Source organism: Serratia sp. Res13-Sevr-LER1-36-b (assembly GCF_015673035.1).
GTDB lineage: Bacteria > Pseudomonadota > Gammaproteobacteria > Enterobacterales > Enterobacteriaceae > Chania > Chania fonticola_C.
Genome location: NZ_JADACK010000005.1, coordinates 638,343 through 650,540 on the forward strand (window position 1 = coordinate 638,343; position 12,198 = coordinate 650,540).

Genomic DNA, 12,198 nt, shown 5'->3' on the forward strand with positions numbered 1-12,198 from the left:
CTTATTTTATACGGGTTAAGTCTGGGCTATTTGAGTATTTGAACGGTTAATCATGACTAAAGAATCATTCTACGCGGAATTAAAACGCGATTTGAGCGCATTGCTGGATGGGGAAGATAATTTTATCGCCGCATTGTCTAACGCCAGTGCGCTACTCAATGAGCGTCTTGATGACGTAAACTGGGTCGGTTTTTACCTGATGGAAGGCCATCAACTGATGCTAGGTCCGTTCCAAGGCAAGATTGCCTGCGTGCGGATCCCGTTGGGTAAGGGCGTGTGCGGTACGGCAGCGGCGCAGAACCAGGTGCAGCGCGTTGGCGATGTTCATGCATTTCCTGGACATATCGCCTGCGATGCCGCCAGCAACGCAGAAATTGTGTTGCCGTTAGACGTCAGTGGTCAGGTCATCGGTGTTCTGGATATCGACAGCACAGTTTATCAACGCTTCGATGAACAGGACGAAATCGGCCTGAAAGCAGTGGTGGCGGGGCTTTGCGCACGGCTGGCACAGAGCAATTTTGCGAAATATGTCACTGTAGCGGCAAGTTGATCTACGGTTAACGTGGCATTTAGCGATGGCGTCATTATAATGACGCCTGTTCATGCCTGCGGCTTGTTGGCAACCCGTTGTAATCAGGAAATTTCATGGAAAATCAACACAAGTTGAACACAGTTAAAGAAGTCATTGCTTTTCTTGCCGAGCGTTTCCCGCTCTGCTTTAGCGCCGAAGGCGAAGCACGCCCGCTGAAAATCGGTATTTTTCAGGATCTGGTAGAACGTGTACAAGGGGAAGAGAACCTCAGCAAAACGCAGCTGCGTTCAGCTCTGCGCCTGTATACCTCAAGCTGGCGTTACCTGTACGGTGTCAAAGTTGGCGCCCAGCGTGTAGACCTGGACGGTAACCCGTGCGGTGAGCTGGAACAGCAGCATGTCGATCATGCTCGCCAGCAGCTTGAAGAAGCCAAAGCGCGCGTTCAGGCACAGCGTGCCGAACAGAATGCCAAAAAACGTGAAGCTGCTGGTGAGTCTGCCACTGCCGAGCCTCGTCGTCCGCGTCCTGCCGGCAAAAAGCCAGCCGTACGTCGTGAAGGCGGAGCCGCAGCAGAGAACCGCAAGCCGCGCCCACAACAAGCACGCCCACAGCAAGCTCGTGAACCTCGTGTAGCCAAAGAGGTCAGCCAGCCGCGTCATGTGCCAGTCACAGACATCTCAAAACTGCAAATTGGCCAGGAAATCAAAGTCAGAGCAGGTCAGAGCGCGATGGACGCAACCGTACTCGAAATCGCTAAAGATGGCGTTCGTGTACAGCTCTCCTCCGGTCTGGCGATGATTGTGCGCGCAGAACACTTGCAGTTCTGATACGGAGGCCAACCAAGGCATGAACAAATTTGTCAGATTAACCGCAGTTGCGGCTTTGCTGTGGGCGGGTGTCAGTTACGGAGCGGATACAGCCAACATCCGCATCGATCAACTGCCCAAGCTTGAGCAGGAAGCTGAACATGCAACCGTGAGTGAGCGCGTAACCTCGCGCTTTACTCGCTCTCATTATCGCCAGTTTGCTCTGGATGCGGATTTTTCAGGCAAGATCTTCGATCGCTACCTGAATATGCTGGACTACAGCCACAATGTGCTGCTGGCCTCCGACGTCGCGCAATTTGCCGACAAACGCAGCACGCTGGGTGAAGAGCTGAAATCCGGCAAACTGGTTACGCCTTATGCGCTGTTCAATCTGGCGCAAAAACGCCGCTTTGAGCGCTATCAGTATGCGTTATCGTTGCTCGACAAGCCGATGAACTTCACCGGCAACGACACCATTGACGTAGACCGCAGCAAAGCGCCGTGGCCGAAAGACAAGGCTGAATTGGACCGCCTGTGGGATGCCAAGGTCAAATACGATCAGTTGAACCTGAAGCTGACCGGCAAAACGGATAAAGAGATCCGTGACACATTGACCAAGCGTTATCAGTTTGCGATCAAACGCCTGACGCAAAGCAACAGCGAAGACGTGTTCTCGCTGATCATGACTGCGTTTGCCCACGAAATCGATCCGCATACCAACTACCTGTCGCCACGCAATACCGAACAGTTCAATACCGAGATGAGTCTCTCATTGGAAGGGATTGGTGCCGTGTTGCAGATGGATGATGATTACACCGTGATCAACTCCATGGTGGCAGGCGGCCCGGCAGCCAAGAGCAAGGCGATCGCTGTCGGCGACCGTATTGTCGGCGTTGGCCAGGCAGGCAAACCGATGGTGGATGTGATCGGCTGGCGTCTTGACGACGTCGTCTCGCAGATCAAAGGGCCGAAGGGCAGCAAGGTTCGCCTGGAGATCCTGCCGGCAGGTAAAGGCACCAAAACACGTACAGTTACGCTGACTCGTGAACGCATCCGCCTGGAAGATCGCGCAGTTAAAATGACTATCAAGACCGTCGGCAAGCAGAAGGTCGCGGTGATGGACATTCCTGGCTTCTATGTCGGTCTGACCGATGACGTAAAAGTCCAGCTGCAAAAAATGGCCAAGCAGAACGTCGACAGTCTGATTATCGATCTGCGTGGCAACGGCGGCGGGGCATTGACCGAGGCGGTATCGCTTTCTGGTCTGTTTATCCCAAGTGGCCCGGTTGTTCAGGTGCGTGATAACAACGGCAAGATCCGCGAAGATGCGGATAACGACGGCGTTGTTTACTACAAAGGCCCGCTGGTGGTGCTGGTTGACCGCTTCAGCGCCTCCGCCTCCGAGATATTTGCTGCGGCAATGCAAGACTATGGCCGTGCGCTGATCGTGGGCGAGCCTACCTTCGGTAAAGGTACGGTGCAGCAGTACCGTTCACTGAACCGGATTTACGATCAGATGCTGCGCCCTGAATGGCCTGCACTGGGTTCTGTCCAGTACACCATCCAGAAGTTCTACCGCGTTGACGGTGGCAGCACCCAGCGTAAAGGCGTCACGCCAGATATTCTGATGCCAACCGGGATCGATCCGGCAGAAACCGGCGAGAGCTTCGAAGATAACGCCATGCCGTGGGATAGCGTCAATGCAGCTGCCTACACCAAAACCGGTGATTTGAAGCCGTTTGAACCGCAACTGCTGAAAGACCATGCGCAGCGTATCGCCAAGGATCCAGAGTTCCAATACATCGCGCAGGATATTGCCCATTACAAGGCGTTGAAAGACAAGCGCAACATCGTTTCTCTTAATCTGGCTACCCGTGAGAAAGAGAACCATGACGATGATGCTACGCGCCTGAACCGTATTAATGAGCGCCTGGAGCGTGAGGGTAAGAAACCGCTGAAGTCCCTGGACGACCTGCCAAAGGACTACAAGGAGCCGGATCCGTATCTGGATGAAACGGTCAAGATCGCGCTGGATCTGGCCAATAACGAAAAGCAGCAGCCATCGCAACAGACGGCCGCCGCCAAGTAAGTTATTTGCGGATTAAACGTTATCGAGCGCACCTTCGGGTGCGCTTTTTTTTTCGCTATATCCGCACTAAAATTTCTGTTGAGGTCTCCACCCAGGGCTCCGAGATCGTTTACACTTTGTAAAACCCTTGTTTCTTCGTGACTTTGTAAAGTTACGTATTTTTAGTGCCTTAATGGCCCGCCAATCTTGAAATTGTGACCAATGCCCATAAGATCTGGATATCTGAGGTTGCCTTTTGTTAACAAATAACGAGGAAGTAAACATTCTATGATGCGTATAGCTTTGTTCCTGCTCACCAACCTGGCGGTGATGTTGGTTTTCGGGCTGGTGCTTAGCCTGACAGGGATCCAATCCAGCAGCGTCCAGGGCCTGATGATCATGGCCGGTCTGTTCGGTTTTGGCGGTGCGTTTGTTTCACTGCTGATGTCCAAATGGATGGCGCTGCGCTCCGTCGGTGGGGAAGTGATTGAACAGCCGCGTAACGAAACCGAACGCTGGTTGTTGGACACGGTGCGTCGCCAATCGCAGCAGGCGGGTATCGCCATGCCGCAGGTGGCCATCTACCAGGCGCCGGACATCAACGCCTTTGCGACCGGCGCACGCCGTGATGCATCGTTGGTGGCGGTCAGTACCGGCCTGCTGCAAAGCATGAGCCGTGATGAAGCGGAAGCGGTGATCGCCCACGAAATCAGCCACGTTGCCAATGGCGACATGGTCACCATGACGCTGATCCAAGGGGTGGTGAACACCTTCGTGATCTTCGTGTCGCGCCTGATTGCCCAGGTGGCCGCCGGTTTCCTCGGCAACCGTGATGGGGAAGGTGAAGGTAACGGCAACCCGATGATTTACTTCGGCGTTTCGATGGTGTTGGAGCTGGTATTTGGTATTCTGGCCAGCATTATCACCATGTGGTTCTCACGTCATCGTGAATTTCACGCCGATGCGGGTTCAGCCAAACTGGTCGGCCGCGAGAAGATGATCGCTGCGCTGCAACGCTTGAAAACCAGTTATGAACCGCAGGAGGCGGGTACCCTGATGGCTTTCTGCATCAACGGCAAATCCAAGTCGTTCAGCGAGCTGTTTATGTCGCACCCGCCGTTGGACAAGCGTATCGAAGCGCTGCGTTCCGGCCAGTATCTGAAATAACCCGGTATCAAACAAAAACCCCGGCTTGCCGGGGTTTTTGCTATTCGAATGGGCGCCACAGATAGTATGCATGCTGCGTCCGATAAGCTATTTGCCAGGTTCAGCGAGATTCGCACGGGGTTGAGTGATACGCAGGCAACTCACTACGGCAGCGATGCTGGCGAAGATCCCCGCCAACACCAACGAAGCGTGTGTGCCGCTGGTGGGAAACAGGTTGAACATCAAGGCCACCAGCGCCGCGCCAGAGGTTTGCCCCAATAATCGTGCTGTGCCCAACATGCCACTGGCTCCGCCGCTGCGGTGGCGAGGGGCGGCAGAAATAATGGTGTGGTTGTTAGGCGACTGGAATAACCCAAAGCCCGCACCGCACAGCACCATGCTCCAGATGATATCCAGATCCGTCGGGTTATGTGGCAACAGCGCCAGCAGGAACAAACCGAGCGCGAAGGTCGCCAAACCAATCCCTCCCAGTAACCCCGCATGAACACGCTCCACCAGGCGGCCTGCAATCGGCGCCATCACGATAATGGCCAACGGCCAGGGCGTTAACAGCAAACCCGTCGCCACCTCGTCACGGCCCAGAGAGGCCTGCAGGAAGAAGGGTAACGACACCATAGCCAGCATCTGGGCGGCAAAAGAGCAGATCGAGGTGCCCATCGACAGCGCAAAAATAGGGATGCGCAGCAGATCCACCGGCAGTAAAGGGGATGTCTGCCGCAACTGACGGCGCACAAAGAAGTAACCAATCACCAGCAACGCCGCGATTTCAGCGGCAATCAGCAGCAGGCTTTGCCCCTGGGCAAAACCGCTGATGGCGGTGATCAGCAGGCCAAACGTCAGGGCATTCATCACCGCACTGGTAGGGTCAAAGCGCTGATTGCTGCTTTTCTGGCTGTTAGCCGGCAGGTATTTCATTCCCAGCATCAGTGCGACGATGCCAATCGGCAGGTTGATGGCAAAGAGCCACTGCCAAGAGGCTACGGATAAAATGGCGGCGGCGACCGTAGGCCCGGCGGCGGAAGAGAAAGCTACGATCAGCGAGTTGATTCCGATGCCACGGCCAAGAAAGCGTTGCGGATAGATAATGCGGATCAGGGCGGTATTGACGCTCATAATCGCCGCGGCACCAAACCCTTGCAGCACGCGGGCAATCGTCAGTGTTAATAGCGAATCGGACAGGGCGCAGAATAACGAGGTAATGCTGAATACCAGCAGACCAGCCTGATAGATACGACGATAGCCAATCAGATCGCCCAAGGACGCAAGCGATAGCAACGAGATGGTGATCGCCAACTGATAGGCATTGACTACCCAGATCGAGCTGGCCGGGCTGGCGTTAAGATCGCGGGCGATGGTCGGCAAGGCCACGTTGGCGATCGCCCCGTCAAGCACTGAAACGGTAATACCTAGCGCAATGGCCAGGATCGCTCCGTAGCGTTGCGGGACGGGTAAGCCGTCGGAATGAGCAAGCGTTGTCATGGAGGTAGTTATTAAACAGGGGGAATATTACAATGCTAATCATATTTCTCGCCGAATGCACCTGCCGTTTCTGTGCTAAATGTAAAAAGTAGTGCGATGTCTGCCGCTAATCCCACCAATAATGGCGAATATTGCGCAACTTCCATTGCATGGGGTGAAATGTTCCGATTATACTGAAACTCTTGTTCAAATTTCCTAAAACAAAAATAGTTAAGTTAAGGTATTAACCATGGCTAACGCAGATCTAGACAAACAACCGGATTCCGTTTCATCAGTGCTGAAAGTGTTTGGCATCCTGCAGGCACTGGGTGATGAGCGCGAGATCGGCATTACCGAGCTTTCACAGCGGGTAATGATGTCCAAAAGTACCGTTTACCGTTTCCTGCAAACCATGAAGTCGCTGGGTTATGTCTCACAGGAAGGGGAGTCAGAGAAATATTCGCTGACCCTCAAGCTGTTTGAACTGGGTGCAAAATCGCTGCAAAACGTCGATTTGATCCGCAGCGCGGACATCCAGATGCGTGAACTGTCTAACCAGACGCGTGAGACCATCCACCTGGGGGCGCTGGATGAAGACAGCATCGTCTATATCCACAAAATCGACTCCATGTATAACCTGCGTATGTATTCACGCATCGGTCGCCGCAACCCGCTGCACAGCACCGCGATTGGTAAAGTTCTGCTAGCCTGGCGCGATCGCGGCGAAGTGGAAGAAATCCTGTCCCACGTCGAGTTTACCCGCAGCACTCCGCACACCATCGCCAGCGCCGCTGAATTACTGCCGCTGTTGGATAAGGTCCGCGAGCAGGGGTTTGGCGAAGATATCGAAGAACAGGAAGAAGGCTTGCGCTGCATCGCGGTGCCAGTGTTTGACCGTTTTGGCGTGGTGATCGCGGGCTTGAGCATCTCCTTCCCGACCATCCGCTTCTCCGAAGAAGGCAAAGAGGGCTACGTGGCGCAGTTGCACACCGCCGCTCGTCAGATTTCAGCGCAAATGGGTTATCACGACTATCCGTTTTAAGCTTGCCGTAGTTGTAGGGGGCCGAACATAGCGTCGCCCCTACGCTTTCCCCTCCCAGCCTTTGTTATCTCCCGCGGTTTATAAAATCCCACTGTTCTGCTATCGGCCCATCTTGCACTCTTTGAACAAGTGACGTGGAACACCGGCAATGGCTGGGCGAATAGCAAAGAGGTCGCCAGAGTCAGGGTATTCAGCCAGTTCAGAGGGCGTCATGGCAAACCGCGCCGTAGTGATGAATAAGGTTTCCAAACCTTCCCCGCCAAAGCAGCAACTGGTGGGGCGCGGCACGGGCATGGTGACGCACTCGCTCAGGTTGCCGTTACTGTCGTAGCGCAGCAAACATCCTCCGTTGAACATACAGACCCACAATTCTCCGGCTCGATCCAGGGCGATACCATCGGGACGTCCAAGTTCTGCCGGGGTTTCGGCGAAGCGCAATACGGCCTCCAGTTCCCCGTTGGGAGTGTATGCGGCCCGAAATATTGAACGTGCGATGGAATCGACAAAGAACAGCGTGTGGCCATCTTCCGACCAGGCCAGGCCATTAGGCAGCGCGATATTCCTCTGGATCGCTTGGGCGTTCAGTTCACTGTCATAGCGATACAGCGCTCCGGCCTCACGGTTCGGCCCCTCGTGCATCAGGCCGGTAATAAAGCGTCCTTGCGGATCGCAGGCCCCGTCGTTGAACCGATAGCAGCCTTTGTTATGGGCAGCGGTAGAGTGCGTGCGGACCACGCCTTCCTTGGGATCCAGAATGGCAACCCGCGTATCTTCGGTGAAGATCAGATTGCCTCTATCCGTAAGGGCCAGGGCACCGATGCGCGCCGTCGATTGATAGACGGTTGTCAGCCGTGCTTGCGGGGTCATGACGTTAATCTTGCCACCAGAGATATCGACGAAGTACAAAAGGCGGTTGTCTTTATCCCAGACTGGACTCTCGCCAAGGTCGGCACGGACTTCGGCGATCTTGTGTAGACGACACTCGTCACGCATCGCCAAACTCCTTGATGCGCGGCCAATTGTGGGCGACATCCTCCACGCTGGCACACTCAATTCGCGCCAGATCCGTAGGATAGGTTACGCCGGGGTTTTCACAAAAGCGGGTTGCAGTGAACTGGCCGTTGCTGGCGCGCAGGATAACGCCTGTGTCCTGACATAACGAGCTGGCCAGATACAGCAAGCCCGGCACCACCCACTCGGGTTTTAGGTCTGTGGGTGGCTGTGTGATCCCCCACATGCGGGTCTTGGCTACTGGAGAGATGGCGTTGACCAGAATGCCGTCCGGTTTTCCTTCCATACTCAGGGCATTCATGATGCCCACTTGGGCCATCTTGCCAGCGGCGTAGGCCGTCAGGCCTGGCTGCGCGTAGCGTTGATACATGGCACGGTCAGAGGTTGTCAGCACGATCCGTGGTGATGGGGAAAGCTTGAGATGCGCCCAGGCGTGCTTGCTCAACCAGATCGGCGTACGCACGTTGATGCCAAGGGAGCGATCAAGGAATTCCTCTTCCTGTGTCTCAATGGGCTGATAGCCGACCCAACCAGCGTTGTGGATCAGGATATCCAGCGCGCCGAATTGCTCGATGGCAAGCGCTACGAGTTGTTGGCAGCCATCCTCGTTATCCAGGCGCCCGCTGTGGGTGATGAACGATCCACCGTCGACCTGCAAGGCATGCATCGCCTCGCTCATCACGTCTGGGTCAGCCCCGTCTCCGGTAAGGCTGGTTCCCAGGTCGCTAACGATTACCCGTGCGCCACGCTCCAAGAGGGCCTTGGCGTAAGCTTTCCCAAGTCCCCGGCCACCGCCAGTGACAATCGCTACCTTGTCTTTGAACGGCTCGTTTAAGCGTCGATCTGTCATCATGTACCTCCGTTTGGCAATAGCACGATGATGGAGCGACCGCTCATGAGTGTAAAATATCTTATTTGTACCGAAACAAGACTTATCAGGTTTCAATCAAGGGCGCCGATGCCATGGCATCTCGCACCTCATCGATCAGTTTGTCTCGAATAGGACAAGGCGAGTGCGGGTTCCAAGCCATCAGCAATTCCACATGCCGCAGTGCGTCTGGTGCATTGACCTGGATTGGCCGGAATACCACGTCTTTGCGACCCTCCTGCGCCAACGACGTGGGCAACAGTGCAGCGCCGAAGCCGCTGGCCACCAAAGCAACCAGAGTTTGCAGCTGACGCGCCTGTTGGGCAATGCGTGGTATGAACCCTGCCGCTGCGCAAAGCTGAACCAGCTGGTCATGGAAGCCCTGGCCCAGGTGCCGTGGTGACGATACGAAGGCGTCATCTCGCAGTGCGGCCAGTGGAATGATCTCATGGCACGCGAGAGGGTGTGTGGCTGGCAGGCCAATCATGATGGGTTCTCGCAGAATGGACTCGAAGCGCAGCTCCGGAGCCGTCCTGCCCGGTGGTCTCATGAAACCGAGCTCGGCGCGGCCATGTTCCAGTGCCTCGACCTGCTCTTGAGTCGTGGCCTCACGCATCGTGAAGGAGATGGCGGGGAATGCAGAGCGGAAGCGCTGCAATGCGCCTAGCAATGCGTCATAGGGGGCGATATTGATGAAGGTTAACGTGAGATGGCCTTCGATGCCTTGCGCTACTCGCCTGGTCTGTTCGACGCCTTCATCAAGCAGGCGCAACACCTTTCTTGCCGTTGCCAGAAAGTCGGTTCCAGCAGGCGTGAGCGACACGCAGCGATTGGTGCGTTCAAACAGGGGAGCGCCGATCTCATGCTCCAACCGACGAATAGCCTGACTCAACGGGGGTTGTGCCATATGCAGCCGTTGTGCTGCGCGATTGAAGTGCAATTCCTCGGCGACGGCGATGAACTGATGTAGCAGGCGGGTTTCAATCATAATGGGCTCCACGGATCCTATTTGCTACACACTAATACTAATGAGATATCATTGGCAGTCCTGGCGAAAAAAAACCGGCGCCTGGGCACCGGTTCAGTTTGCAGATCAGTCTAGGGTTACCGGTGAGCCAGTTCCGTTTCGTCTTCGCTGTCCATAATGGCTTTGTCGGTCTGCTTCATCAGTTGGCTGGTGACGGTACCTGCGGTCATCGAACCACTAACGTTAAGCGCGGTACGGCCCATGTCGATCAACGGTTCAACCGAAATCAGCAGGGCGACCAGGGTCACCGGCAGGCCCATCGCTGGCAGCACAATCAGCGCAGCAAAGGTCGCGCCGCCGCCCACACCGGCAACACCGGCTGAACTGACGGTAACAATGCCGACCAGCGTTGCGATCCACAGTGGGTCCAGAGGGTTGATGCCTACGGTTGGCGCAACCATCACCGCCAGCATTGCCGGGTAGAGACCCGCACAACCGTTCTGACCAATAGTGGCACCAAATGAAGCCGAGAAGCTGGCAATTGATTCCGGCACGCCCAGACGGCGAGTCTGTGCTTCCACGTTCAACGGGATGCTGGCAGCGCTGGAACGGCTGGTGAAGGCAAAGGTCAGCACCGGCCACGCCTTGCGGAAGAATTTCAGCGGGTTAACGCCGGTGAAGCTCAGCAGCAGGCCGTGAACCACGAACATGATCGCCAGACCAAGGTAAGAGGCAACCACAAAGCTGCCCAGCTTGATAATGTCGTGGATATTGGAGCCTGCAACGACCTTGGTCATCAACGCCAGTACGCCGTAAGGAGTCAGCTTCATCACCAGACGGACCAGCTTCATCACCCAGGCTTGCAGGGTATCGATAGCTACCAGCACGCGCTGGCCTTTCGGTTGGTCATCTTTAAGCAGTTGCAGAGAAGCTACACCCAGGAAGGCAGCGAAAATCACCACGCTGATGATTGACGTTGGGTTAGCCCCGGTCAGATCGGCAAACGGGTTTTTCGGTACGAATGACAGGATCAGTTGCGGTACGCTCAGATCGGCCACTTTACCCGCGTAGTTGGTTTCAATCGCCGACAAACGAGCAGTTTCTTGTGTGCCCTGGACCAGACCCTCTGCGGTCAGACCGAACAGGTTGGTGACCAATACGCCCACCAGTGCGGCAATCAGCGTGGTAAACAGCAGGGTACCAATGGTCAGGAAGCTGATTTTGCCCAGCGAAGAAGCGTTGTGCAACTTGGCTACCGCGCTCAGGATAGAGGCGAAAACCAGTGGCATAACGATCATTTGCAGCAACTGTACATAGCCGTTACCGACGATGTTAAACCAGCTGATGGACTCTTTCAGCACCGGGTTGTCCGAGCCGTAAACCAGTTGCAGTGCCAAACCGAACACCACACCCAGTGCCAGGCCAACCAGCACTTTTTTAGCCAGACTCCATTGCTTGTGGCGGGTTTGCGCCAACAGCAAAAGGAGGGCGGCAAAAACCAGCACGTTTAATACGAGCGGTAGATTCATCCCCAATGTCTCCAATCTTGTTTTTATATAATTAAAGGTGCCACGCACCGATGTAATGCGATGTAAATATCGTAACAGTTTGCGATGAAGCGCACTTATATCTAAAAAGAATTTAATATAACTTTTGACTGAAAATCGTCGATGCAATGAGCGGAAAGGCGTAAAAATAGGCGTTTTTTTGTGATCACAGTCTAATATTTTTTATTTGCTCAAAATATGACTGCACCGGAAGAGTGTAATCCCCTTGCCAGTAAATGGCGAAAGCTACCAGGCATAGACACAGTACCCGCTCCAGCTGGTTGCCTTTTTGTGAATTCAATATTGGCAAGCAGAAACGCCAGCGGCAGGGCCAAAGTAACGGCACGCCGGCAGGGGTGAGCATATCGGCCAGCAGGTGGCTGAAATAACCGATAATCATGGCGTGTAGCACGTCTGCAGGGATAGGCCAACCGCGCGGCACTTCTAGCTGAAATAACCACATGCCGCCGACGATCGCCAGCAGGCTATGGGTGAAACCACGGTGACCAAAGGCGCGTGAGATTGGGATAGCGATCCAACGCAGGCGCTGGCCCAAGATGGATTTAGGGTGATCGATATCGGGTAGCAGTGACGTCAGTAGCGCGGCAGGAATGATGTGCCACCAATCGCCAGCGGCGAGCACGGGAGTCACCTCCGCTTTCTTGGCAAAGATCGCGCAGGCAACTGAAAATATGAGATGTCCTTCCGCGGTCATGTTGCTATATTCCGGTC

General features: G+C 55.0%; 11 protein-coding genes. 5 read left to right on the forward strand and 6 right to left on the reverse strand.

All coding sequences use genetic code 11. The features are described from left to right. Nucleotides 1-52 precede the first annotated feature (52 nt). From IMQ33_RS04005 to htpX, 4 genes are all read left to right on the forward strand, one after another. Nucleotides 53-550, forward strand: coding sequence for a GAF domain-containing protein (locus IMQ33_RS04005; protein WP_196062500.1), 498 nt, complete (start codon nucleotides 53-55; stop codon nucleotides 548-550). A gap of 95 nt (nucleotides 551-645) precedes the next feature. Further along, a complete protein-coding gene (gene proQ / locus IMQ33_RS04010; RefSeq protein WP_161712008.1) occupies nucleotides 646-1,359 on the forward strand; it encodes an RNA chaperone ProQ in 714 nt (237 codons plus the stop codon). 19 nt (nucleotides 1,360-1,378) lie between these two features. After that, nucleotides 1,379-3,427, forward strand: coding sequence for a carboxy terminal-processing peptidase (prc, locus tag IMQ33_RS04015; RefSeq protein ID WP_065685981.1), 2,049 nt, complete (start codon nucleotides 1,379-1,381; stop codon nucleotides 3,425-3,427). A 267-nt stretch (nucleotides 3,428-3,694) separates the two neighbouring features. Then, nucleotides 3,695-4,573 carry a protease HtpX gene (gene htpX, locus IMQ33_RS04020; protein ID WP_021178212.1) on the forward strand — a complete coding sequence of 293 codons (879 nt, stop codon included), beginning with the start codon at nucleotides 3,695-3,697 and terminating at the stop codon, nucleotides 4,571-4,573. Between the two features lie 87 nt (nucleotides 4,574-4,660). Here htpX and IMQ33_RS04025 read toward each other — a convergent pair whose 3' ends face one another. Further along, nucleotides 4,661-6,052 carry an MFS transporter gene (locus tag IMQ33_RS04025; protein WP_196062501.1) on the reverse strand — a complete coding sequence of 464 codons (1,392 nt, stop codon included), beginning with the start codon at nucleotides 6,050-6,052 and terminating at the stop codon, nucleotides 4,661-4,663. A gap of 229 nt (nucleotides 6,053-6,281) precedes the next feature. On the opposite strand from IMQ33_RS04025, the gene kdgR reads away from it, so the two are divergent. Then, nucleotides 6,282-7,073, forward strand: coding sequence for a DNA-binding transcriptional regulator KdgR (gene kdgR, locus IMQ33_RS04030; protein ID WP_196062502.1), 792 nt, complete (start codon nucleotides 6,282-6,284; stop codon nucleotides 7,071-7,073). A gap of 99 nt (nucleotides 7,074-7,172) precedes the next feature. On the opposite strand, the gene IMQ33_RS04035 is transcribed toward kdgR, so the two are convergent. The 5 genes from IMQ33_RS04035 to IMQ33_RS04055 all read right to left on the reverse strand — a co-directional run bounded on the left by IMQ33_RS04035 (nucleotide 7,173) and on the right by IMQ33_RS04055 (nucleotide 12,181). After that, nucleotides 7,173-8,066, reverse strand: a complete 894-nt coding sequence (locus tag IMQ33_RS04035) for an SMP-30/gluconolactonase/LRE family protein (protein WP_196062503.1) — start codon at nucleotides 8,064-8,066, stop codon at nucleotides 7,173-7,175. Then, nucleotides 8,059-8,937, reverse strand: a complete 879-nt coding sequence (locus IMQ33_RS04040; RefSeq protein WP_230326785.1) for an SDR family NAD(P)-dependent oxidoreductase — start codon at nucleotides 8,935-8,937, stop codon at nucleotides 8,059-8,061. The genes IMQ33_RS04035 and IMQ33_RS04040 overlap by 8 nt, the downstream gene beginning before the upstream one ends. A gap of 82 nt (nucleotides 8,938-9,019) precedes the next feature. Further along, nucleotides 9,020-9,940, reverse strand: coding sequence for a LysR substrate-binding domain-containing protein (locus IMQ33_RS04045; protein WP_196062504.1), 921 nt, complete (start codon nucleotides 9,938-9,940; stop codon nucleotides 9,020-9,022). 116 nt (nucleotides 9,941-10,056) lie between these two features. Continuing rightward, on the reverse strand, nucleotides 10,057-11,448 hold the full coding sequence (locus tag IMQ33_RS04050) for an L-cystine transporter (RefSeq protein ID WP_065685986.1): 1,392 nt from the start codon (nucleotides 11,446-11,448) through the stop codon (nucleotides 10,057-10,059). Between the two features lie 184 nt (nucleotides 11,449-11,632). Continuing rightward, nucleotides 11,633-12,181, reverse strand: a complete 549-nt coding sequence (locus IMQ33_RS04055; protein ID WP_024530036.1) for a metal-dependent hydrolase — start codon at nucleotides 12,179-12,181, stop codon at nucleotides 11,633-11,635. Between the last annotated feature and the right edge of the window lie 17 nt (nucleotides 12,182-12,198).

What these genes read in the sequence shown, in the direction of transcription:
- IMQ33_RS04040 (WP_230326785.1), bottom strand. Translation starts at nt 8,937, where the DNA reads ATGATGACAGATCGACGCTTAAACGAGCCGTTCAAAGACAAGGTAGCG.
- IMQ33_RS04025 (WP_196062501.1), bottom strand. Translation starts at nt 6,052, where the DNA reads ATGACAACGCTTGCTCATTCCGACGGCTTACCCGTCCCGCAACGCTAC.
- IMQ33_RS04035 (WP_196062503.1), bottom strand. Translation starts at nt 8,066, where the DNA reads ATGCGTGACGAGTGTCGTCTACACAAGATCGCCGAAGTCCGTGCCGAC.
- prc (WP_065685981.1), top strand. Translation starts at nt 1,379, where the DNA reads ATGAACAAATTTGTCAGATTAACCGCAGTTGCGGCTTTGCTGTGGGCG.
- htpX (WP_021178212.1), top strand. Translation starts at nt 3,695, where the DNA reads ATGATGCGTATAGCTTTGTTCCTGCTCACCAACCTGGCGGTGATGTTG.
- kdgR (WP_196062502.1), top strand. Translation starts at nt 6,282, where the DNA reads ATGGCTAACGCAGATCTAGACAAACAACCGGATTCCGTTTCATCAGTG.
- IMQ33_RS04005 (WP_196062500.1), top strand. Translation starts at nt 53, where the DNA reads ATGACTAAAGAATCATTCTACGCGGAATTAAAACGCGATTTGAGCGCA.
- proQ (WP_161712008.1), top strand. Translation starts at nt 646, where the DNA reads ATGGAAAATCAACACAAGTTGAACACAGTTAAAGAAGTCATTGCTTTT.
- IMQ33_RS04050 (WP_065685986.1), bottom strand. Translation starts at nt 11,448, where the DNA reads ATGAATCTACCGCTCGTATTAAACGTGCTGGTTTTTGCCGCCCTCCTT.
- IMQ33_RS04045 (WP_196062504.1), bottom strand. Translation starts at nt 9,940, where the DNA reads ATGATTGAAACCCGCCTGCTACATCAGTTCATCGCCGTCGCCGAGGAA.
- IMQ33_RS04055 (WP_024530036.1), bottom strand. Translation starts at nt 12,181, where the DNA reads ATGACCGCGGAAGGACATCTCATATTTTCAGTTGCCTGCGCGATCTTT.